Annotated in this window: 21 protein-coding genes; 13 read left to right on the forward strand and 8 right to left on the reverse strand. The window is 64.1% G+C overall.

Annotated elements, in window-relative coordinates; all coding sequences use genetic code 11:
- Positions 1–3 precede the first annotated feature (3 nt).
- Positions 4–1,383: an exodeoxyribonuclease VII large subunit gene (gene xseA, locus CAG22_RS11100; protein ID WP_085705473.1), complete on the reverse strand. Its 1,380-nt coding sequence runs from the start codon at positions 1,381–1,383 to the stop codon at positions 4–6.
- A 136-nt stretch (positions 1,384–1,519) separates the two neighbouring features.
- Entirely contained in the window at positions 1,520–2,398 is an 879-nt protein-coding gene (locus CAG22_RS11105) for a LysR family transcriptional regulator (RefSeq protein WP_013971136.1), read from the reverse strand.
- A 97-nt stretch (positions 2,399–2,495) separates the two neighbouring features.
- On the opposite strand from CAG22_RS11105, the gene CAG22_RS11110 reads away from it, so the two are divergent.
- The 4 genes from CAG22_RS11110 to guaA all read left to right on the forward strand — a co-directional run bounded on the left by CAG22_RS11110 (position 2,496) and on the right by guaA (position 7,072).
- Positions 2,496–3,251 carry a sulfite exporter TauE/SafE family protein gene (locus tag CAG22_RS11110; protein ID WP_025337879.1) on the forward strand — a complete coding sequence of 252 codons (756 nt, stop codon included), beginning with the start codon at positions 2,496–2,498 and terminating at the stop codon, positions 3,249–3,251.
- A gap of 51 nt (positions 3,252–3,302) precedes the next feature.
- Entirely contained in the window at positions 3,303–3,860 is a 558-nt protein-coding gene (locus CAG22_RS11115) for a sugar ABC transporter ATPase (protein ID WP_075043909.1), read from the forward strand.
- A gap of 86 nt (positions 3,861–3,946) precedes the next feature.
- Positions 3,947–5,416: an IMP dehydrogenase gene (gene guaB, locus CAG22_RS11120; protein ID WP_013971138.1), complete on the forward strand. Its 1,470-nt coding sequence runs from the start codon at positions 3,947–3,949 to the stop codon at positions 5,414–5,416.
- A 78-nt stretch (positions 5,417–5,494) separates the two neighbouring features.
- Entirely contained in the window at positions 5,495–7,072 is a 1,578-nt protein-coding gene (gene guaA, locus CAG22_RS11125) for a glutamine-hydrolyzing GMP synthase (protein WP_013971139.1), read from the forward strand.
- A gap of 59 nt (positions 7,073–7,131) precedes the next feature.
- On the opposite strand, the gene CAG22_RS11130 is transcribed toward guaA, so the two are convergent.
- Complete coding sequence (locus CAG22_RS11130; RefSeq protein ID WP_085705474.1) at positions 7,132–8,076, reverse strand: helix-turn-helix transcriptional regulator; 945 nt, start codon at positions 8,074–8,076, stop codon at positions 7,132–7,134.
- A gap of 177 nt (positions 8,077–8,253) precedes the next feature.
- On the opposite strand from CAG22_RS11130, the gene CAG22_RS11135 reads away from it, so the two are divergent.
- The 6 genes from CAG22_RS11135 to tadA all read left to right on the forward strand — a co-directional run bounded on the left by CAG22_RS11135 (position 8,254) and on the right by tadA (position 13,475).
- Positions 8,254–8,700 (forward strand): hypothetical protein, encoded by a 447-nt coding sequence (locus CAG22_RS11135; RefSeq protein WP_085705475.1) that lies wholly within the window; start codon positions 8,254–8,256, stop codon positions 8,698–8,700.
- Positions 8,697–9,362 carry a hypothetical protein gene (locus CAG22_RS11140; RefSeq protein ID WP_354316173.1) on the forward strand — a complete coding sequence of 222 codons (666 nt, stop codon included), beginning with the start codon at positions 8,697–8,699 and terminating at the stop codon, positions 9,360–9,362. The genes CAG22_RS11135 and CAG22_RS11140 overlap by 4 nt, the downstream gene beginning before the upstream one ends.
- A complete protein-coding gene (locus CAG22_RS11145; protein WP_256582421.1) occupies positions 9,322–10,020 on the forward strand; it encodes a hypothetical protein in 699 nt (232 codons plus the stop codon). The genes CAG22_RS11140 and CAG22_RS11145 overlap by 41 nt, the downstream gene beginning before the upstream one ends.
- Positions 10,021–10,096: 76 nt before the next feature.
- Positions 10,097–11,524: a M48 family metallopeptidase gene (locus tag CAG22_RS11150; protein WP_256582422.1), complete on the forward strand. Its 1,428-nt coding sequence runs from the start codon at positions 10,097–10,099 to the stop codon at positions 11,522–11,524.
- Positions 11,525–11,613: 89 nt separating this feature from the next.
- On the forward strand, positions 11,614–12,996 hold the full coding sequence (locus CAG22_RS11155) for a multicopper oxidase family protein (RefSeq protein WP_085691736.1): 1,383 nt from the start codon (positions 11,614–11,616) through the stop codon (positions 12,994–12,996).
- Positions 12,996–13,475 (forward strand): tRNA adenosine(34) deaminase TadA, encoded by a 480-nt coding sequence (gene tadA / locus CAG22_RS11160; RefSeq protein WP_075043916.1) that lies wholly within the window; start codon positions 12,996–12,998, stop codon positions 13,473–13,475. The genes CAG22_RS11155 and tadA overlap by 1 nt, the downstream gene beginning before the upstream one ends.
- Before the next feature lie 110 nt (positions 13,476–13,585).
- On the opposite strand, the gene mltF is transcribed toward tadA, so the two are convergent.
- Complete coding sequence (gene mltF / locus CAG22_RS11165) at positions 13,586–15,043, reverse strand: membrane-bound lytic murein transglycosylase MltF (protein ID WP_085587563.1); 1,458 nt, start codon at positions 15,041–15,043, stop codon at positions 13,586–13,588.
- A gap of 357 nt (positions 15,044–15,400) precedes the next feature.
- On the opposite strand from mltF, the gene purL reads away from it, so the two are divergent.
- Entirely contained in the window at positions 15,401–19,300 is a 3,900-nt protein-coding gene (gene purL, locus CAG22_RS11170) for a phosphoribosylformylglycinamidine synthase (protein WP_025337889.1), read from the forward strand.
- A gap of 3 nt (positions 19,301–19,303) precedes the next feature.
- Complete coding sequence (locus CAG22_RS11175) at positions 19,304–19,615, forward strand: NGG1p interacting factor NIF3 (RefSeq protein ID WP_085664542.1); 312 nt, start codon at positions 19,304–19,306, stop codon at positions 19,613–19,615.
- 102 nt (positions 19,616–19,717) lie between these two features.
- On the opposite strand, the gene tatC is transcribed toward CAG22_RS11175, so the two are convergent.
- The 3 genes from tatC to tatA are packed head-to-tail and all read right to left on the reverse strand — an operon-like array spanning position 19,718 to position 21,014.
- Positions 19,718–20,479 carry a twin-arginine translocase subunit TatC gene (tatC, locus tag CAG22_RS11180; RefSeq protein ID WP_047594772.1) on the reverse strand — a complete coding sequence of 254 codons (762 nt, stop codon included), beginning with the start codon at positions 20,477–20,479 and terminating at the stop codon, positions 19,718–19,720.
- Positions 20,476–20,781 carry a Sec-independent protein translocase protein TatB gene (tatB, locus tag CAG22_RS11185; protein WP_025337891.1) on the reverse strand — a complete coding sequence of 102 codons (306 nt, stop codon included), beginning with the start codon at positions 20,779–20,781 and terminating at the stop codon, positions 20,476–20,478. Before tatB ends, tatC begins: the two co-directional genes overlap by 4 nt.
- The gene (gene tatA / locus CAG22_RS11190) at positions 20,781–21,014 is read right to left on the reverse strand and encodes a twin-arginine translocase TatA/TatE family subunit (protein ID WP_013971163.1); all 234 of its coding nucleotides are present in this window, start codon (positions 21,012–21,014) and stop codon (positions 20,781–20,783) included. Before tatA ends, tatB begins: the two co-directional genes overlap by 1 nt.
- A 145-nt stretch (positions 21,015–21,159) precedes the next feature.
- Between tatA and gspK the strand changes: the two genes are divergently transcribed.
- Positions 21,160–22,125 carry a type II secretion system minor pseudopilin GspK gene (gene gspK, locus CAG22_RS11195; RefSeq protein ID WP_085691731.1) on the forward strand — a complete coding sequence of 322 codons (966 nt, stop codon included), beginning with the start codon at positions 21,160–21,162 and terminating at the stop codon, positions 22,123–22,125.
- Positions 22,126–22,305: 180 nt separating this feature from the next.
- On the opposite strand, the gene CAG22_RS11200 is transcribed toward gspK, so the two are convergent.
- A partial coding sequence (locus tag CAG22_RS11200) for a transposase (RefSeq protein ID WP_139833438.1) occupies positions 22,306–22,620 on the reverse strand: 315 nt, incomplete at its 5' end.

Genomic DNA, 22,620 nt, shown 5'->3' on the forward strand with positions numbered 1-22,620 from the left:
GTGTCAGTCCAGAAGTGAGAGGGTGACCGGGGTCAGGTGGTTGTCTTCGACCCGCACCAACAGCTCGCCTTCGTTCAGGCGGGCGGTCAGGCGCTGGCCATTGCGGGTCTGTTCGGCGCTGCGGATGGCCTGGCCCTGTTCGTTCAGCAGGATGCTGTAGCCGCGGGCGAGGGTGGCCAGCGGGCTGACCACCTGCAGCGTCTGCAACTGGGCCTGGAAGCGCTGGCGGCGGTCCTTGAGCACCTCGCGCATGGCCCGTGGCAGGCGCTCGGCCAGGCTGTCCAGGCGTTGGCCCAGCAGTTTCAGGGTGCGCCCCGGGTGCTGCGCGGCGAGGCGGGTATCCAGGCGTGCCAGGCGCTCGTGGCGCTGGTTGAGGTTGAGCATGAACGCGCGGCGCAAGCGCATGTCCAGGTCGTCCAGGCGTTGGGCCTGCTGGCGCAGGCGCTCGCCCGGGTGGCGCAGGCGCCGGGTCAGCGACTCCAGGCGCAGGCGGTCGTGGGTCAGGCGGTTCTGCATGCGCAACAGCAGGCGCCGTTGCAGGCCATCCAGGCGTTGCTGCAGGCCACTGTTGTCGGGGGCCAGCAGCTCGGCAGCGGCAGAGGGTGTGGGCGCGCGCACGTCGGCGACAAAGTCGCTGATCGAGACATCGGTCTCATGGCCCACGGCGCTGACAATCGGCGTGACACAAGCGGCCACGGCCCGCGCCACGGCTTCTTCGTTGAAGCACCACAGGTCTTCCAGCGAGCCGCCGCCCCGGGCCAGGATCAGCGCATCGAACCCCAGGCTATCGGCCAGGCGGATCGCGCGCACGATCTGTGCAATGGCTTCGCGGCCCTGCACTGCGGTGGGGATCAGGTTCAGCTCCACCTGCGGGGCGCGGCGACCGAACACACTGATGATGTCGCGGATCACTGCACCGGTGGGCGAGGAAATGATGCCGATGCGCTGCGGGTGGGCTGGCAGCGGCTGCTTGCGTTCGGCGCTGAACAGCCCCTCGGCACCGAGCTTTTCCTTCAGTGCTTCGAAGGCCAGGCGCAGGGCGCCATCACCGGCCGGCTCGACGGTGTCGAGAATCAGCTGATAGTCGCCACGCCCTTCGAACAGCGAAACCTTGCCGCGTACCCGCACCGCCAGGCCGTCGCGCAGGGCCTGGCGCACCCGCGTGGCGTTCTGCCGGAACAGCGCGCAACGCACCTGTGCGCCGCTGTCCTTGAGGGTGAAGTACATGTGGCCGGACGCCGGGCGAGCGAGGTTGGAAATCTCGCCTTCCACCCACACGCTGCGGAACACGTCTTCCAGCAGCACGCGGGCGCGGCCGTTGAGTTGGCTGACGGTAAGGACCTCGCGGTCCAGGCCGAGTCGTTCGAAAGGGTCTCTGATCATGGCGGGCATCATAAAGGACATCGGACCCGGTTGTCTGTCCCGGCCCTATCGCCGGCACGCCGGCTCCCACAGGTATCGCGCTGGCTTGGGCCTCATGCTGTCCCTGTGGGAGCCGGCTTGCCGGCGATGGGGCCTTTCAGGCCTGCATCGCCGTCACGAACTGGCGCACCATCGAACCTGCATCCCGCCTGCAAGCCATCGCCACAGTACTCTCACACCCCCCCTCCAGCGCCACGAAGCTGACTGAGGCTGGCGCAATCTCACGCATGCATTCCGGCAACAACGCCACCCCAAACCCCGCCTGTATCAGCTGCAACTGGGTGGTCTTGCGCGACAGCACCTGCGCCGCGCGCGGGAAAAAGCCTGCCTCCATGCACATCGAGGCCGACAGGTAGCTCAGCCCGCCACGGTCCCGGTGCGGAATGGAAATGAAGCGCTCTTCCCGCAGTTGTTCCAGTTTCACCTGTGGCGCGCTGGCCAAGGGATGCGCGGCGGCGACCGCCAGCAGCAGGGGTTCGCTGAACAGTTCATGCAGCACCACCCCTTCATGCTGGCGCAGCACCGGCAAGCGCAGCAGGCCGATATCCAACCGCCCGGCAGCGATATCCTCCAGTTGAGCCTCCGACGACTGCTGGGCAATTTCCAGCGAAACCCCTGGGTTGTCGCGCAAGTAGCCGCCCAGGCGAGCCAGCAACGGGCCGGTCAGCGGTACGGTACTGGAGTGGTTCAGGCGCAGGCTGCCCTGCAACCCTTCGCCAATATCGCGGGTAACCCTCTCGGCCTGCGCCAGGTCGGCCAGCAAGCGCCGCGCCCGTTCCAGGAAGGCCTGGCCAGCCAGTGTCAGTCGCGGCAGGCGCGCGGTGCGCTCGAACAGCGGCGTGCCCAGTTGCTGCTCCAGTTCCTTGATCTGCCGGCTCAGCGCCGACTGGGCGATGTACAGCCGCTCGGCGGCAGCGCTGAAGCTGCCGCATTCGGCGATTTCCACGAAGTAACGCAATTGGCGGATCGACGTCATGTCATGCCTTTTCGAGATGAGTGTGGCGACAAAGGCATATTAGTCGGCATGGCTCATGGCTGGCTAACCTTTGCCTGTCTTCCCAGGAACTGCTGCCATGCTCGCCCAACTGTCGTTTTCCGGCCTTGACTGGCTGCCCATCCTGCTTGGTGTCGGCGCTGCCTACATCGTCTTCGGCATCGCCGGTTTCGGCACCGCGCTGGTGGCCGGCCCAGTGCTGATCCACTTCATGCCGCTGTCGCGGATCATTCCGCTGCTGGTGCTGCTGGATTTCGTCGCCGCCTTCGGCAACCTGCTGCCCTCACGCCGCGATGTCGTGCGCGGCGAACTGCTGCGGCTGCTGCCGTTCATGGCCATTGGCTGCACGCTGGGCGTGGTATTCCTGCTACAGCTGAAGTCCGACCTGTTGCTGCTGCTGATGGGCCTGTTCGTCACGGCCTATGCCCTGTACGGGCTGGCGGTGAAGGTGCGGCCGGCCAGTTTGTCGGGTTTCTGGGCAATGCCGATGGGCACGGCAGGCGGGCTGTTCGGTGCCTTGTTCGGCAGCGGCGGCTTCCTTTATGCCCTGTACCTGAGCGCGCGGCTGGAGGTGAAGGAGCAGGTGCGCGCTACCCAGAGCGCGCTGATCAGTTGCAGTACGGTGGTGCGCCTGACGCTGTTCCTGATCGCAGGCGTCTATGCCGACCAGAACCTGCTGCTGCTCGCGGCCTGCCTGTTGCCGGTCATGCTCGTCGGCCTCTGGGTAGGGCGCAGGCTCACCCACCGGCTGTCCCGCGAAGCTTTCGTGCGCCTGGTCACCTGGCTGGTGCTGGCCAGCGGCCTGGCGCTGATCGGTCGCTACCTGAGCGCCTGAGCAGGCGGTAGAATTGCGCCAATACCGCAGTTTTTCAGGCTTGTCCCGTTCATGAACACCCAGAGCATCATCGTTCCCAAGCTGTCTACCGTCCCGGTGCACGAAGCCCGGGCCCGCGCCATCCTGCGCTGGCTGGTGCGCGAGAAAGTCGTCGAGGAACAGCTGACCACCTGTGGCCGCACCGGCAACCGCATGGGCCATGCCCTGGCCGAAGGTGCCCGCAAAGTGGCCCTGCACCCGCAGAAACTGCCCTTCGGCGAGCAGGTCAACGGCCTGGAGGTGATGCTCAAGCGCTGCATCTATACCCCTACCGAAGGTTTCCTCGAAGAGGCCGGTTGCCCCGAGTGCCGGCGCGAGGTGGGTGAGCCGCTGTTCGAAAGCCTGGAAGAATGGATGCCGGCGGTGAGCGACAACTTCACCTGCCCGTTGTGCGGCTTCGAAGATGACATCAATGGCTTCATTTACCTGCAGCCATGTGCCTTTTCCAACCTGGGGTTCATCTTCAACAACTGGGGCGAGGCCGGGTTCACCCAGGCCTTTCTCGACAGCTTCGCCGACTGGCTCGACCAGCCGGTGACCGTGGTACAGGTAAAACTGCCACAAGGCTGACCGAAGGCCCTTATTTTGCATTGAGCGGCGCGCCGTGCATGAGTATAATGGCGCGCTTCCATTTTTCCCGCCCGGGAGCCCCCGCGATGCTGCGTATCAGCCAAGAAGCCCTGACCTTCGACGATATCCTCCTTGTACCTGGCTATTCCGAGGTACTGCCCAATGAAGTCAGTCTCAAGACCCGTTTGACCCGCGGCATCGAGCTGAACATTCCGCTGGTTTCCGCCGCCATGGATACCGTGACCGAAGCGCGCCTGGCCATTGCCATGGCCCAGGAAGGCGGCATCGGCATCATCCACAAGAACATGACCATCGAACAGCAGGCCAGCGAAGTCCGCAAGGTCAAGAAGTTCGAGGCTGGCGTGGTCAAGGACCCGATCACCATCGACGCCGACGCCACCGTGCGCGACCTGTTCGACCTGACCCGCCTGAACAACATCTCCGGCGTTCCGGTGCTGGCGAACGGCGACCTGGTCGGCATCGTCACCTCCCGTGACGTGCGCTTCGAAAGCCGCCTGGACGCCAAGGTCCGCGACGTGATGACCCCGAAAGAGCGTCTGGTCACCGTCCGCGAAGGCGCCGACAAGAACGAAGTCCGCGAGCTGCTGCACAAGCACCGCCTGGAAAAAGTCCTGATCGTTGACGACAAGTTCAACCTCAAGGGCATGATGACCGTCAAGGACATCGAAAAGGCCAAGGCCTACCCGCTGGCCAGCAAGGACGACCAGGGTCGCCTGCGCGTCGGCGCCGCGGTCGGCACCGGCAAGGACACCGGCGAGCGCGTTGCCGCCCTGGTGGCTGCTGGCGTTGACGTGGTGGTGGTCGACACCGCCCACGGTCACTCCAAAGGTGTGATCGATCGCGTTCGCTGGGTCAAGGAAACCTACCCGCAAGTGCAGGTGATCGGCGGCAACATCGCCACCGGCGCTGCCGCCAAGGCTCTGGCCGAGGCTGGCGCTGACGCGGTCAAGGTCGGTATCGGCCCGGGCTCGATCTGCACCACCCGTATCGTTGCCGGCGTCGGCGTGCCGCAAATCAGCGCCATCGCCAACGTTGCCGCTGCACTGGAAGGCACTGGCGTGCCGCTGATCGCCGACGGCGGCATCCGCTTCTCGGGTGACCTGTCCAAGGCCATCGTCGCCGGTGCTTCCTGCGTGATGATGGGTTCGATGTTCGCCGGTACCGAAGAGGCTCCGGGTGAAGTCGAACTGTTCCAGGGCCGTTCCTACAAGGCCTACCGCGGCATGGGCTCGCTGGGTGCCATGGCACAGGCGCAAGGCTCGTCCGACCGCTACTTCCAGGACTCCTCGGCCGGCGCCGAGAAGCTGGTACCGGAAGGCATCGAAGGCCGTGTTCCCTACAAGGGCGCCCTGGCCGCGATCATCCACCAACTGATGGGCGGCCTGCGTTCGTCCATGGGCTACACCGGCAGCGCAACCATCGAAGAGATGCGCACCAAGCCGGAATTCGTGCGCATCACCGGTGCCGGCATGGCCGAGTCCCACGTGCATGACGTGCAGATCACCAAAGAAGCCCCTAACTACCGCGTAGGCTGAGGCTTCAAGCAATACAAGCATGCGGGGCTGTCATGACAGCCCCGCGTCGTTTCCGATTTCCACTGACGAGATTGAGTCATGGCCCTCGACATTCACGCTCACCGCATCCTGATCCTCGATTTCGGTTCCCAGTACACCCAGCTGATCGCCCGCCGCGTGCGCGAAATCGGCGTGTACTGCGAGCTGCATCCGTTCGACATGGACGATGAAGCGATCCGCGAATTCAACCCGCGCGGCATCATCCTCGCCGGCGGCCCCGAGTCGGTCCACGAAGCCAACAGCCCGCGCGCCCCGCAGGCGGTGTTCGACCTGAACGTACCCGTGCTGGGCATCTGCTACGGCATGCAGACCATGGCCGAGCAGATGGGCGGCAAGGTCGAAGGTTCCGACCTGCGTGAATTCGGTTATGCCCGCGTGGACGTGGTCGGCAAGAGCCGCCTGCTCGACGGCATCGAAGACCACATCGACGCCGACGGCGTACTGGGCCTGGACGTGTGGATGAGCCACGGCGACAAGGTCACCCAGATGCCGGGCAACTTCCACGTGCTGGCCAGCACCCCGAGCTGCCCGATCGCCGGCATGTTCGACGACGCGCGCGGCTACTACGGCGTGCAGTTCCACCCGGAAGTGACCCACACCAAGCAGGGCGGTCGCATCCTGTCCCGCTTCGTGCAGGACATCTGCGGCTGTGAAGCCCTGTGGACTCCGTCCAACATCGTCGAAGACGCCATTGCCCAGGTGCGTGAGCAGGTCGGTTCGGCCAACGTCCTGCTGGGCCTGTCCGGCGGCGTCGACAGCTCCGTCGTTGCCGCACTGCTGCACCGCGCCATCGGCGACCAGCTGACTTGCGTATTCGTCGACAACGGCCTGCTGCGCCTGCACGAAGGCGACCAGGTGATGGCCATGTTCAAGGAGAACATGGGCGTCAAGGTCATCCGCGCCGACGCTGAAAAGCAGTTCCTCGACAACCTGGCCGGTGAAGCCGACCCGGAGAAGAAGCGCAAGATCATCGGCCGCACCTTCATCGACGTGTTCGATGCCGAAGCCAGCAAGCTGGAAAACATCCAGTTCCTTGCCCAGGGCACCATCTACCCGGACGTGATCGAATCGGCTGGCGCCAAGAGCGGCAAGGCCCACGTGATCAAGTCGCACCACAACGTCGGTGGCCTGCCTGAGGAAATGAACCTCAAGCTGGTCGAGCCGCTGCGTGAACTGTTCAAGGACGAAGTGCGCAAGATCGGCCTGGAGCTGGGCCTGCCGTACGACATGGTCTACCGCCACCCGTTCCCGGGCCCGGGCCTGGGCGTGCGTATCCTCGGTGAAGTGAAGAAGGAATACGCCGACATCCTGCGTCGCGCTGACCACATCTTCATCGAAGAGCTGCGCAAGGCCGACTGGTACCACAAGACCAGCCAGGCATTCGTGGTGTTCCAGCCGGTCAAGTCGGTCGGCGTCGTTGGCGACGGCCGTCGCTACGCCTGGGTCGTGGCCCTGCGTGCCGTCGAGACCGTGGACTTCATGACCGCGCGCTGGGCGCACCTGCCGTACGAGCTGCTGGAAACCGTCAGTGGCCGTATCATCAACGAAATCGACGGTATCTCGCGCGTTACCTACGACGTGTCGAGCAAGCCGCCAGCGACCATCGAGTGGGAATGATCCCGCCTCGCGGTTAATGAAACGGGCCTGCATTGCAGGCCCGTTTTTTTTGCCAAACCCTACTCGGCCCCGGGAGAATGCCCGAAATACGCCTTGTAGGCATGGCAGAAATTGGCAGGGTTGGCGTAGCCGACATGGTAGGCAACCTGCGATACCTGCCATCGACGCTCCAGCAGAAGGGCGCGGGCCAGTTCCATTCTTTGTTGCCGAACGTATTGCAGGAGCGACCGGCCGTATTCGTGGCTGAATGCGCGGCGCATGGTGGTTTCGCTCACCCCCAATTGGCGAGCGAGGGCTGCAGCAGTGGGCGGGGCGTTCAGGTTTTCGTCGAGCTGGCGGCGCGTTTCAACGGCCAGATCGCGGCGCCCCCGGTCCTGAATCTTCTCGGCAGACCTGTGCCCGATCAGGTGGTTGGCCAGCTCCAGCACGATGGCCAGGCTCAGGCTCTCGCAATGCAGGCGCCTGAGCCCGCCGGTGTAGGGCGACAGATAGAGCTGCTGGAACAGGCGGCTCACCGCTGGGCACTGTGGCAACTGGTCGAAGCGCAGGCCATCGGCGACCAGCGCCAGCAGAGGCTTCAGCTGCGCGTCGTCCCGGGCCAGCTCGTGCAGGTAATCGCCAGCAATACGTACCCCGGCCATACGGGCGTGACTGTTGGCGGGCAATTGGTCCTGCGCCTCCAGGCTTTCACCAAGGCCCAGCATGTGCAATTGGCCAGAGGCATAACTGTTGAGCCTTCCGTCCACCGTGTGCTGCCACGCCCCGTCGAACACCTGCACGATGCACAGGCTTTGCGGCAGCACTTTGTCGATCTTCAGCGGCTCCGGAAATTGCAGGTTGCAATCGAAGTACTGCAACCCGTCGTGTACCGTCTGCGCCCGATAGTGGCCGGACGCGCTGCCCATCACCCGTGCGCTGCTCGCGTCCAGCACACCGGCCTCGGCGAGTGACCCGGGGCTATCGAATGAAAAGTCGGTGTCGAGGTAGGGGCTGATCGATCGCATGTGCGCTAGGCATCCTTGGCTGAGGGCGGCATGGCCGGAAATGGTAACGCGTGCACATTTTCAGCGACAGCCATTGTGCGCACGGCGCTGTCTGTTGTGCGAACCGGTCAGCGGGGTTGGCTAGACGGACCAGGCTTATTTCAATGGGCGTTTGTTCCGATTCAGGATGGAAAAGACATGCTCGCTTATCGCAAATGGACTGCCCTTCTGGTGGCTGCGCTCAGCCTGTGGCTGGGCCAGGTTCACGCTGAAGAACGGCCGGAAGTGGCTGACCAGGTAGTTGCCTACACGGGGACGCAAGGTGCCAAGGTGTGGACGCTGCGCATCGGTGAACGCGCCGCCAACGAAGCGCTGGTACAAATCGAGGGCGTCGATCACGACTGGAACATGCGCATCCAGAAAATGCAGGTGGAGAAAACCAGCAGGGATACCCGTTACTCCACCACCGTGGATGGCAAGAAATACGTTGTGCTGATCATCCAGGGCAACTGGGGCGGCGAACTGTATCTGCCGGGTGAGGCTCAGGCAATGCAGGTCGGCTATTCGGAAGGGCTGTCGCATCAGGGCAATGCCCAGGCATTCCTTACCGATTACCTGGCAGCACAGAGCACGGAGGCGCAATGACCATGGGCGAGTTCAACGATCCGCTGTCCGAACTGTCTGGCTCGCTCGGTCAGGACTATGAGCAAAGCCGTGCCGCCCAGCGCGACCGAGTGATCGCTGAGCTCAAGCAAGTGATCGAGCGCGTGCCCGAGCAGAGCGAGTTCACCAACTCCCGGCGTTACCGGGTCTGGGGACCAGTATTGTTGCTGGGTTCCCTGATCATCACGGCCGTGACATTCAACCCTGAACGCTTGGGGGCGGTTGCAGCCGGTGTCTTCATCACCTTGATTGCAGCAGCGGTGACCTGGCAACACCGTAATGCCGGTACCCAGGTATTCATGCGCCTGACCCGCCGGCAATTGTTTGTCGATACGCTGGATGCACCGGTAGACCTGGCGGAAGTGGAAGACGTTTCGGTCAAGGATGAAGGGCTGGTCATGGTGCAGACGCTGGAAATGAGCAGCGAAGCCGTCCTGCCAAAGCATCATGTGGTGAAACTGCAGTTCTTCGGTAACCAGGCCATGGTGTTGAAGAAACCGCGACCGCAGATCCGCATCATGTCCGCAGGCCTGGCCAGCAACGGACGCAAGCTGGGGAACGAGGAAGTGCTCGCCCTGCTGGCGGCCTACCGCGATGCGGCACATGCGCAACGGCAACTGGATCTGTTGCAGACCGATGGATAACGGCGAACGCGAAGCCCACCTCGCGTACCTGCAGGAGCAGGCTGATGGCCCCACCGACAGCTTCGTACTGCTGGAGCGCTCGCTCGGCAAGGCGCTGGCCTGCGCTGTGACTGGCCTGCTGTTCGGTGCACTGGGGATATGGCTGACCGCTCTGGCGGTGCAGTTCAGTCCCGGTGCCAGCAGCGGTGTCATCTGGCTGATGTCTGGTTTCGGCCTCGGCCTGGCCGGCGTCGGGGTAGCGGGGCTAGCCTGCGCCGTCGTGCTATACCGCCGGCACGGCAAGCGGGTGCTGAGCGTAACGCCAGATACCCTGTGCTTCGCCAACGCGCAGGCGCCGACCCCATTGCATTCCTTCGACGGCTTCGAGGTCGAGCAGGGTTACTTCACTACCCGGCTGATCTTTACCGTGTCGGCGTTCAGCCATGCACCAGCGCTGGCACCGGCCTGTTTCAGGGCGCTGGCCTCGCCTGACGCGGTGGTCGTCGCGGGTGGCTTGCGCGTCAGGCTGTGGTTGTGCACGCCCGTCGTGGCCGGGCGACGCCTTGGCCTGCAGGAACTGGTGGATCTGCTTTATGCCTATGTGCAAGCGGCCCAGGCCAGGCGTACGTTGGCGCAGTTGTTTCCGGGCGTGGCGCGTCTGGGTGATGCGGCCAGATGAGCCTGATCGTGACCATTGGCGCTATGGGGCAATGAGGCGCTTCGGTTGGGGCCTGATCCTGCTGCTGCTGCCACTGGTGCTGTTCGGCTGGGGTAAAGTGCAGTACTGGCGGGCTGACACGGCGCAGGATCAGGCCCGGACCATACGGCAATGGCTGGCTGCCCCCAGTGAGACGTTGTTACGGCAATTGCCGTGGGAAGCCCGCAAGCAGCTTGCCAGGCATGTCGATCCGCGACAGGCCCTGCAGCGCCATCTGGACCTGCTCGATGCGGATCGCCACTGGGTAAGCGTACGCAAGATGATGGCCAGTGTGAGCTGCTGGCTGGCGGTGGCCGCTTTGCTGGCAGGCCTCTGGGCCTGGCTCAAGCTGAAGTTGGACGCCTGGCGGGCGCTGCGTTCTGCGGCCTACCTGCATGAGCGCATGATGGCCAGTTGGCAGGGCCTGGGCTGTTGCTTGAGCATTTACATGATCATGCTTGCCGGTTCGCTTTGCCTGTCGTTGCTCTACGAGGCCAGTTCCGGAGCGAGCCGCGCAGCGCAGGGCGGCATGACGGTGCTGATCGTGGTGCTGCCGCTGGCCTCTGTTCTGGTTGTGTGTGTTCGCCAGGTCTGGCGAATGCGTCGGCAGTGGCCGCTGATGCAGTCTCCGACCGCCAGTTTTCTAGCCCGCCCGCTCGGCAGGCAGGCGACCCCAGCGGTGTGGCAGTGGATCGAGACCTTGGCAGCGCAACTGCACGCGCCGGCCCCGGACCATATCGTGGTCGGGCTTGACCAAGGGTTTTTCGTCACCAGCGTTCCGATTCTGCTGCAGCCCGACGGGCAGGTCCTCAGGGGGCGCACATTGTATCTGCCTCTACCTTGCCTGGCCGCCTTGAGCCAGGCCGAGGCGGCCTCGATCATCGGTCACGAACTGGGCCATTTCAGGCGCCGTGATACGGAGCGGGGCAGCGAAACCAGTGCGCGATTCAGCCTGATGTGCGCGCATTATTCGGCCATGGTCGGCGACGAGGATGCTCCGCGCTGGGTGGTTCGGCCCACCTTGTGGCTGGCCGGGCAGTTCTTGCACCATTTCCAGCTTGCGGTTCATCACTGGGGGCGTGCACAGGAATTGCTGGCTGATCGGGCAGGTGCCGAGGTCGCTGGCCCGAAGCTGTTCGTACAGGCACTGTTACGGGTGATTGCCCTGGGTCAGGTGATCGACGGCTTGTTGGTCGCACACGGTGGCAGCAACCTTTTGCAGGCGCTGGCGGCGCACCTGCAAGGCACGCCGTTGCAACTGGGCGAGGAAGTGCTGGGGCTGGCCACTACCCATCCGTTCGATACGCACCCCGACCTCGCCACGCGCCTGAACAACCTGGACATCCTGCTCGACCCGCAATTGCTGCAGGCGGCCTTGCGCGTGCCGTCCGGTGGGGACCAGCAATGGTTCAACGACCTTTGTCTGGGCCCCGACAGCACGTGCGATAGCAAGGCTGCTGGCAGCATCCAAAGAGACTTCACTTAATATTTCCCATTTGCAGGTGTATCGTATTCGCCCTTCATCGTCAGCCATGCTGGCAGCTTGATTGCGCAGAACACGAGGTACCCGCACCGATGTCCTTCACCCGTCGACAAATGCTCAAGGGCCTGACCGGCCTGGTTGTGGTTGGCCTGGGCGCCGGTGGCGCGGCGCGTTACTGGCTGGGCAAGGTCGAAGATGACAACGCCGGCCACGACTATGAGCTGATCGCAGCGCCCTTGGACGTCGAACTGGTGCCTGGGCACAAGACCGAGGCCTGGGCCTTCGGCCCGTCGGCACCGGGTACCGAGTTGCGCGTGCGCCAGGGTACCTGGCTGCGGGTGCGCTTCATCAACCACCTGCCGGTCGAAACCACCATCCACTGGCACGGTATCCGCCTGCCGCTGGAAATGGACGGCGTGCCCTATGTGTCGCAGCTGCCGGTCAAGCCCGGCGAGTATTTCGACTACAAGTTCCGTGTGCCGGATGCCGGCAGCTACTGGTACCACCCGCACGTCAGCAGCTCCGAAGAGCTGGGCCGTGGCCTGGTCGGCCCGCTGATCGTCGAGGAGCGCGAGCCGACCGGCTTCCAGCATGAACGCACGCTCAGCCTGAAGAACTGGCACGTGGACGAGCAGGGCGCCTGGTTGCCGTTCAGCATCCCGCGTGAGGCGGCGCGCAACGGCACCGCCGGGCGCCTGATCACCATCAATGGCCAGGCCGATTCGGTCACCGAGCTGCCAGCCGGCCAGGTTGTGCGGGTGCGTCTGCTTAACCTGGACAACACCTGGACCTACCGCCTCAACCTCAAGGGCAACTGCGAGGCAAGAATCTATGCTCTGGACGGCAACCCGGTAACCCCGCGCCCATTGGACGATGACTACTGGCTCGGCCCAGGCATGCGTATATGCCTGGCTATCCGTATTCCCGAGGCGGGGGAGGAGATCTCCCTGCGCGACGGTTTCGTGCGTCTGGGCACCCTGCGTTCGGTGGCCAGTAACGACGCGCCGAGCGACTGGCCGCCGGCGCTACCGCCCAACCCGATCGCCGAGCCGGACCTGGAGAATGCCGAAAAGCTCAACTTCAATTTCGAGTGGGCGGCGAAAGTCTCGGTCACTACGGACCAGGATAGGCCGTCGAGCATGTGGCAGATCAACGGCCAGGCCTGGGATATCACCGACAAGACTTGCGCCGAGCGGCCGATTGCCACGCTGAAGAAGGGCAAGAGCTACATCTTCGAGCTGAAGAACATGACCCAGTACCAGCACCCGATCCACCTGCACGGCATGAGCTTCAAGGTGATCGCCTCCAACCGCCATGACATCAAGGAGCCGTGGTTCACCGATACCTACCTGCTGGGCAAGAACGAGCGCGCCCAGGTGGCGCTGGTCGCGGATAACCCGGGCACCTGGATGTTCCACTGCCACGTCATCGACCACATGGAAACCGGCCTGATGGCCGCGATCGCGGTGGTCTGATGCGCCCGCAGATCATCGATCGCAGCCGCGATCAGGAATTCATGCGCCTGGCCCTGGACCTGGCTGCCGAAGGCGCGGCCATGGGCGAGGTGCCGGTGGGCGCGGTACTGGTGCAGCATGGGCAGGTGATCGGGCAGGGCTTCAACCGGCCGATCATCGACAGTGACCCCAGTGCGCACGCCGAGATGGTGGCCATTCGCGCGGCGGCGAAATCCGCCAGCAACTACCGGCTGCCCGGCAGCACCCTGTATGTGACCCTGGAACCGTGCAGCATGTGTGCGGGGTTGATCGTGCATTCGCGGGTGATGCGGGTGGTGTACGGCGCGCTGGAGCCCAAGGCGGGGATCGTGCAGAGCCAGGGGCAGTTCTTCGGGCAGGGCTTCCTGAACCACCGGGTGATGGTGGAGGGCGGAGTGCTGGCGGAGGAGTGCGGGCAGATCCTCAGTGACTTCTTCAAGGCCCGCCGGGCCAAGGGGTAACCTGTCAGGGCCCTATCGCCGGCAAGCCAGTTCCCACAGGATATCTGCAGGCCTGGGGACAGTGGAGAACCTGTGGGAGCTGGCTTGCCGGCGATAGGGCCCTGACAGGCCTACATCGGCGGCGACTGCTCTGCCGGCTTGTCCTTGTTCACCCCGGGCACATGCAGGCTGCCCTCGGCCACCTGGCCTTCGAGCTGCGGCTGGGTCACCCAGGTGAGGATGTCGTAGTAGCGACGGATGTTGGCCACGAAATGCACCGGCTCGCCGCCACGTGCATAACCGTATTTGGTCTGCCGATACCACTGCTTCTGCGAAAGCCGCGGCAGCATCTTCTTCACGTCCAGCCACTTGTTCGGGTTGAGCTTCTCGCGCTTGGCCAAGGTGCGGGCGTCTTCCAGGTGGCCGGTGCCGACGTTGTAGGCGGCCAGGGCGAACCAGGTGCGGTCCGGTTCCTGGATGCTGTCGTCGAGCTCTTCTTTGATCTTCATGAAGTACTTGGCGCCGCCCTGGATGCTCTGCTTCGGGTCCAGGCGGTTGGACACGCCCATCGCCTGGGCGGTGCGCTGGGTCAGCATCATCAGGCCGCGCACGCCGGTCTTGGAGGTGACCTCGGGCTGCCACATCGATTCCTGGTAGCCGATGGCGGCCAGCAGGCGCCAGTCCACCTGCTCGACCTTGGCGTAGCTCTTGAAGTGCTTCTCGTACTTGGGCAGGCGCTGCTGCAGGTGCTGGGCGAAGGTGTAGGCCCCCACATAGCCCAGTACGTCGACATGGCCGTAGTAGCGGTCCTTCAGGCGTTGCAGGGTGCCGTTCTTCTGCGCCTTGTCGAGGAAATCGTTGACCTCGTTGAGCAGGCTGTTGTCTTCACCGGCCGCCACCGCCCAGCGCTGGTCGCGGGTGTCGCCCAGGTCGAAGGCAACCCGCACGTTGGGGAAGTACACCTGATTCATCGCCAGCTCGTTGGAGTCGACCAGGGTCAGGTCGATCTGGCCTTCGTCGACCATGCGCAGCAGGTCGACCACCTCGACGGCGTCGGATTCTTCGTATTCCAGGCCCGGGTACTGCTTTTTCAGCTCGGCCAGCTGGTCGGCGTGGCTGCTGCCCTTGAGCACCATGATCTTCTTGCCGACCAGGCCCTTGGCGTTGGTGGGGCGCGTGCGGCCGTTGCGGTAGATGACCTGTGGGGTCACTTCCAGGTAAGGGTGGGAGTACCTGACCTGGGCCTTGCGCCGTTCGCTGGTGACCAGGCCGGCCGCTGCCAGCACCGGGCCGGAGGGCTTGCCGAGGCTGTCGTACAGCTCGTCGAGGTTGTCGGCGGTCTCGATCTGCAGCTTTACGCCGAGATCCTCGGCGAAATGCTGGACCAGCTCGTATTCGAAGCCGGTTTCGCCGTTGCGGTCCTGGAAGTAGGTGGCCGGGCTGTTGCGGGTGATCACGCGCAGCACGCCATCCTCCTTCACGCGCTCGAGGGTGCTGGGTTTTTCAACGCAGGCACCGAGCAGCAGAAAGAGTCCGGTTGCGAAAAGCCATCTGGCGCAACGCTGGCGCAAAGCAGTGTGGGCGAACATAGGTTGCAGTATACGCAAAGGACTGGCCCAACCATATCTCGACAACTGTTAGCTTGTCTGGTAGCGCTTTATGTGCAATGGCGGCCTGGTCCCCTTGTAGGAGCGGCCTTGTGTCGCGATGGGGCGCGCAGCGGCCCCCAGATTTTAAGCTCTGCCGCAGATATCCCTGGGGCCGCTGCGCGCCCCATCGCGACACAAGGCCGCTCCTACAGGGCGAGCGAGGCAGGTGTATTTTTTTGACCCGCAAGTCCGGTTCCGCCGCCCGGCAGGCGTGGCTTAGAGCGGGTGCCGAAACCCTTCGAATTAGGCTAGAATGCACGGCCTCTAAGCACACCCCTTCCTGAGGCTGTCCCGACGATGTTGATCCTGCGCGGCGCTCCTGCCCTTTCTGCCTTTCGCCACGGTAAATTACTCGAGCAACTGAGCCAGAAAGTCCCCGCTGTTACTGGTTTGTATGCCGAATTTGCCCACTTCGCCGATGTCGACGGCGAGCTGACCGCCGACCAGCAGCAGGTGCTGGGGCGTCTGCTCAAGTACGGCCCGAGCGTGCCGGTACAGGAGCCGAGCGGCCGCCTGTTCCTGGTCGTGCCGCGCCTGGGCACCATTTCGCCGTGGGCCAGCAAGGCCAGTGACATCGCCCACAACTGCGGCCTGCAGTCGATCCAGCGCCTGGAGCGCGGTATCGCCTACTACGTTGCCGGCAACCTGAGCGAAGCCGACGCCGAACTGATCGCCGCCGAGCTGCACGACCGCATGACCCAGCGCGTGCTCGGCCAGCTGGAGCAGGCCGCTGACCTGTTCAGCCATGCCCAGCCCAAGCCGATGACCTCGGTGGACATCCTGGCCGGTGGCCGTGACGCCCTGGCCAAGGCCAACATCGACCTGGGCCTGGCCCTGGCCGAAGACGAGATCGACTACCTGGTCAACGCCTTCCAGGGCCTCAAGCGCAACCCGAACGACATCGAACTGATGATGTTCGCCCAGGCCAACTCCGAGCACTGCCGCCACAAGATCTTCAACGCCAGTTGGGACATCGACGGCCAGGCTCAGGAAAAGAGCCTGTTCGGCATGATCAAGAACACCTACCAGATGCACAACGAAGGTGTGCTGTCTGCGTACAAGGACAACGCCTCGGTGATCGTCGGCAACGTTGCCGGCCGTTTCTTCCCGAACCCTGAAACCCGCCAGTACGGCGCGGTGCAGGAGCCGGTGCACATCCTGATGAAGGTCGAGACGCACAACCACCCGACCGCCATCGCCCCGTTCTCCGGCGCCTCCACCGGCTCCGGCGGCGAAATCCGCGACGAAGGCGCGACCGGCCGTGGCGCCAAGCCCAAGGCTGGCCTGACCGGCTTCACCGTGTCCAACCTGCGTATCCCGGGCTTCGAACAGCCGTGGGAGCAGGCCTACGGCAAGCCTGAGCGCATCGTCGACGCCCTCGACATCATGATCGAAGGCCCACTGGGTGGCGCTGCGTTCAACAACGAATTCGGTCGCCCGGCGCTGACCGGCTACTTCCGTACCTTCGAGCAGGCCATCAACACCCCGCACGGTGAAGAAGTGCGCGGCTACCACAAGCCGATCATGCTGGCCGGTGGCATGGGCAACATCCGTGAAGACCACGTGCAGAAGGGCGAGATCACTGTCGGCGCCAAGCTGATCGTGCTCGGTGGCCCGGCCATGCTGATCGGCCTGGGCGGCGGCGCCGCTTCGTCGGTGGCTACCGGTGCCAGCTCGGCTGACCTGGACTTCGCTTCGGTACAGCGCGAAAACCCGGAAATGGAGCGCCGTTGCCAGGAGGTCATCGACCGCTGCTGGCAGCTGGGCGACAACAACCCGATCGCCTTCATCCACGACGTTGGCGCCGGCGGTATCTCCAACGCCTTCCCTGAGCTGGTCAACGACGGTGGCCGTGGTGGCCGCTTCGAACTGCGCAACGTGCCCAACGACGAGCCGGGCATGGCCCCGCACGAAATCTGGAGCAACGAATCGCAGGAGCGTTACGTGCTGGCGGTCAGCGCGGTCGACTTCGAGCGCTTCAAGGCAATCTGCGAGCGTGAGCGTTGCCCGTTTGCCGTAGTGGGTGAAGCGACTGAAGAGCAACACCTGACCGTAAGCGACAGCCACTTCGGCAACACGCCGGTAGACATGCCGCTCGACGTACTGCTGGGCAAGCCGCCACGCATGCACCGTTCGGTTACCCGCGAAGCCGAGCTGGGCGATGACTTCGACCCGAGCAAGCTGGACCTGGACAACGCCGTTCAGCGCGTCCTCAGCCACCCGGCCGTGGCCAGCAAGAGCTTCCTGATCACCATCGGCGACCGCACCATCACCGGCCTGGTAGCTCGTGACCAGATGGTCGGCCCGTGGCAGGTACCGGTGGCCGACTGCGCCGTCACCGCCACCAGCTTCGACGTCTACACCGGTGAAGCCATGGCCATGGGCGAGCGTACCCCGCTGGCTCTGCTGGATGCCCCGGCGTCCGGCCGCATGGCAATTGGCGAGACACTGACCAACCTGGCTGCCTCGCGCATCGAGAAGCTGTCCGACATCAAACTGTCGGCCAACTGGATGTCTGCCGCCGGCCACCCAGGTGAAGACGCCCGCCTGTACGACACCGTCAAGGCAGTCGGCATGGAGCTTTGCCCGGAGCTGGGCATTACCATTCCGGTCGGCAAAGACTCGATGTCGATGAAGACCAAGTGGAGCGACGAGGGCGTCGAGAAGAGCGTTACCTCGCCAATGTCGCTGATCATCACCGGCTTCGCCCCGGTCACCGACATCCGCAAGACCCTGACCCCGCAACTGCGCATGGACAAGGGCGAGACCGACCTGATCCTGATCGACCTGGGCCGCGGCAAGAACCGCATGGGCGCCTCGATCCTGGCACAGACCTACGGCAAGATCGCTGCCCAGGCACCGGACGTCGACGACGCCGAAGACCTGAAGGCGTTCTTCGCCGTGATCCAGGGCCTGAACGAAGATGGCCACCTGCTGGCCTACCACGACCGCTCCGACGGCGGCCTGGTCACCACCGTGCTGGAAATGGCCTTCGCCGGCCACTGCGGCCTCGACCTGCACCTCGACCCGCTGACCGACAGCCAGGGCGACGTGCCGGCCATCCTCTTCAACGAAGAGCTGGGCGCGGTCATCCAGGTTCGCCAGGATGCCACCCCCGACGTACTGGCACAGTTCAGCGCCGCTGGCCTGGGTGAAGGCTGCGTCGCGGTGATCGGCAAGCCGGTCAACAACGGTGAAGTGTCCATCAGCCTGAACGGCGAAGTGCTGTTCGACGACGACCGTCGCATGCTGCAGCGCCAGTGGGCCGAGACCAGCTACCAGATCCAGCGCCTGCGCGACAACGCCGACTGCGCTGACCAGGAATTCGACCTGCTGCTCGAGGAAGACAACCCGGGCTTGTCGGTCAAGCTGGGCTTCGATGTCAACGACGACATCGCCGCGCCGTACATCAAGAAGGGCGTGCGCCCGCAAGTGGCCATCCTGCGCGAGCAGGGCGTCAACGGCCAGGTCGAGATGGCAGCCGCCTTCGACCGTGCCGGCTTCGCCGCCATCGACGTGCACATGAGCGACATCCTCGCTGGCCGTGTCGACTTCGAAGCCTTCAAGGGCCTGGTCGCCTGCGGTGGCTTCTCCTACGGCGACGTGCTGGGTGCCGGTGAAGGCTGGGCCAAGTCGGCGCTGTTCAACAGCCGCGCCCGTGACGCCTTCCAGGCCTTCTTCGAGCGTACCGACAGCTTCGCCCTGGGCGTGTGCAACGGTTGCCAGATGATGTCCAACCTGCACGAGCTGATCCCGGGCACCGAGCACTGGCCGCACTTCGTGCGCAACCGCTCGGAGCAGTTCGAAGCGCGTGTGGCCATGGTCGAAGTGCAGAAGTCCAACTCGATCTTCCTGCAGGGCATGGCCGGTTCGCGCATGCCTATCGCCATCGCCCACGGTGAAGGCCATGCCGAGTTCGCCAGCGAAGAAGCACTGCTGGCAGCCGACCTGTCCGGTTGCGTGGCCCTGCGCTACGTCGACAACCACGGCAAGGTCACCGAAGCTTACCCGGCCAACCCGAACGGCTCGCCGCGTGGTATCACCGGCCTCACCAGCCGCGACGGCCGCGTGACCATCATGATGCCGCACCCGGAGCGTGTGTTCCGTGCCGTGCAGAACTCCTGGCGCCCGGATGAGTGGCAGGAAGATGCCGCACTGATGCGTATGTTCCGTAACGCACGGGTGTGGGTGAACTAAGGCGTGTACAAGCTCGCCTTCTTCGTCCCCGCCAGCCACGTCGAAGTGGTCAAGGCCGCTGTGTTCGCCGCGGGTGGCGGGCGCATCGGTGACTATGACCACTGCGCCTGGCAGACGCTGGGCCAGGGCCAGTTCCGCCCGCTGGACGGCAGCCAGCCGTTCCTCGGGCAAACCGGCCAGGTCGAGGTGGTGGAGGAGTGGAAGGTGGAGCTGGTGGTGGCTGACGACCTGATTGCCCAGGTCGTCGCTGCACTCAAGCAGGCCCACCCGTACGAGACGCCAGCCTACGAAGTCTGGCGGCTCGCCGAGTTCTAGACCGCATCAAGGCCATCGCCGGCAAGCCAGCTCCCACAGGAATATCGCAGTCATCAGAACCTGTGATATCTCTGTGGGAGCTGGCTTGCCGGCGATAGGGCCCTACAATCCAGCCACAATCTCCTTGCCCTGCCCAGGCCGCTTCAACCACCCACAAGCCAGCAACCCCACCTCGAACAGCACCCACATCGGCACCGCCAACATCGTCTGCGAAAACACATCCGGCGGCGTCAGGATCATCCCCACCACAAAGCAGCCGACGATCACGTAGGGCCTGCTGCGCCGCAATGTAGCCACATCGGCCAACCCCACCCAGACCACGATAAACGTCGCCACCGGTATCTCGAACGCCAGCCCGAACGCCAGAAACAGCGCCAGGATGAAGTCCAGGTACTGGCTGATATCGGTCATCATCGCCACGCCCTCCGGTGTAACGCTGGCAAAGAAGCCGAACATCATCGGGAACACCAGGAAGAAGGCGAAGGCCATGCCGGCGTAGAACAGCACGATGCTCGACACCAGCAACGGCAGGGCAATGCGCCGTTCACGGCGGTACAGCCCCGGTGCCAGAAAGCCCCAGGCCTGGTGCAGCAGCAGCGGCATGGCGACGAACACTGCACACATCGCGGTCAGCTTGAACGGTGTCAGGAACGGCGAAGTGACGCTGGTGGCGATCATGCTCGCGCCTTCCGGCAAGAAGCGCCGCAGCGGTTCGGAAATCAGCGTGTACAGCGTCTGGGCGAAGGGGAACAGCCCGGCGAACACCAGCGCCACCAGCGCCAGGCAACGCACCAGGCGTTTGCGCAGGTCGCGCAGGTGTTCGGTCAGCGGCATGCTCGCCGCCGGGTCCATGGCAATGCTCATGAAAGGTTTTCCTTGGGGGGAGCGACCGTGGCCGCATCATTGGCCGGCTCCGCGTTCAGGCTGATGCCTTGGCGGATCTCCTGTTCCAGGCGCTGCAAAGGCGCACTGTCGAGAGTGGGTAGCTCGACAGCGGGCAGTTCGATCTCCCGCTCCACCTGCGTGCGCAGGGCGTGCATGGCCCTGCGCGCCTGGCCCAGGCCACGCCCGAGGGTGCGTGCCGCCACCGGCAGGCGCTCCGGGCCTAAAACCAACAGCGCGACGATGCCGACCAGCAGCAACTCGCTGAAGCCTACCTCGAACATCAGGGCTGACGGTCCGCTTGCGGTTGCTGGGTACCCTGACCGGTCAGCGGGCACTGTTGCTGCACCTGCGTATGCGCTGGGGGAGTGGCGTCAGTGTCACCGCCCATGGACTTGCGAAAACCCTGGATCGCCTCGCCCACATCGCTGCCCAGGCCCTTGAGGCGCTTGGTACCAAACAGCAGGAATACGATCAGCAGTACGATCACCAGTTGCCAGATTCCAATGCCACCCATTGCGACCACTCCTGTAAGGTCATGAAAAGGAAAGACAATCCTGCCTCGCGCAGATGACGTACACATGACGAACGGCCACTGCCATCTACCTGCAACACCGGGCGTGTTGACTGGCGTCTTTATTCGGCGACAGAGGCAGGCAAGGATGGGTGGCAGGCAACAGCAGGGCGCGGCCCTGCTGATGGTGATGGTAGTGCTGGCGATGCTGGCGGCGGGCATGGCCTGGCTGGTGGAAGATGGCCGCCGCCAGGTCGATGACGTGCGCCTGTTGCACCAGCGGGTGCAGGCGCGAGCGATGGAGCAGGCCGGCCTGGCCTATGCCGAGCAGGCCCTGCGTGACCCCAGCTGGCGGCTTAGCCCGCTGTTCTGGCAAGCCTTGCGCGGGCAGCCGTTGAACTACGATTTTGGCGCCGGCCAGGCGCAGTTGCGGGTGCGCGACCAGCACACCTGTTTCAACGTCAATGCGCTGCTTGGCGCTGACGGCGAGCGTGCTGCGCGCCAGTTGCGTTACCTGCTGGGCGACGACATGGCTGCCGAGCGCCTGGTCGATGCCCTGGCCGACTGGCTGGATGCCGACAGCGATACCCGCCTGCAGGGCGCCGAGAGCGCCCAGTACCTGCGCCAGCAACCACCGCGCCTGGCGGCCAACCAGCCAATGCTCGATACCAGCGAGCTGAACCTGCTACTGGAGCCGGACGCCAGCCGCCAAAGCCGTTACCCGATGCTGTGCGCCTTGCCGCAGACCAGCGGCTGGCGGCTGAATGCCAATGCCCTTGGGCTGGAGCATCTGCCATTGCTGGAGGCGCTGTATGAAGGGCGCTATCCGCGCTCGTTGCTCAGCCGCATCATCAGCGGTCGCCCGGCGTCGGGGTATGTGGATGCAACTGCGCTACGCCAGGCCTTGGGGGCGGTGGATGACGAAACCTTCGAGCGCTTGAGTGAAGGGCTGCTGCTGAACAGCGGGTATTTCCTGTTGCAGCTGTCGTTCGCGGAGGAGGGGCGGGTGATACGCAGCGAGTTCCAGGTGGAGGCGCTGGGGGTGGTGCAATGGCATGCCCGAGTGCCGGCGCAGCAGGTGCGGGTGCGCAGCCGGGAGCCGATGGTGTGGTAGGGCTTGAGATTGCCGGGGCTGCTTTGCAGCCCTATCGCCGGCAAGCCAGCTCCCACAGGGTTACCACAGCATTCAGAAGCTGTGATGGGAGCTGCACATGACTTGAATCCGATGTGGTCGAGGTGGGAGCAACTGTCTTGTTCAAATTCTAAAAGTTGGCGCAATTCCCTGTGGGAGATTCTATGGTTGTGGGCAATGCTTTTTGCCCCCTTTGCTCATGTATTCGCCTTGAGTCTTCATCAAGGCGAATGCAATTCTGGCCAGCTTTCGGGACAGGATGACAAGGGCCTGAGTGGTTGCCTTACCTGTATTCCGATAATGTTCATACACCTCTTTCCACGCAGCTGTCTTGCTAGCCGCCATGGCTGCATTGTGCAGTAGCCGGCGCACTTCTGAGCAGCCTCGCTTGGTTAAGCATCGGCGTCCGGATTTCTGGCCTGATTCGGCAACTTTCAGATCCATGCCTAGAAAAGCGATGAATGAATCGCTGCGCTT

This window comes from Pseudomonas sp. B8(2017) (assembly GCF_002113575.1).
GTDB classification, from domain to species: Bacteria; Pseudomonadota; Gammaproteobacteria; order Pseudomonadales; family Pseudomonadaceae; genus Aquipseudomonas; species Aquipseudomonas putida_Z.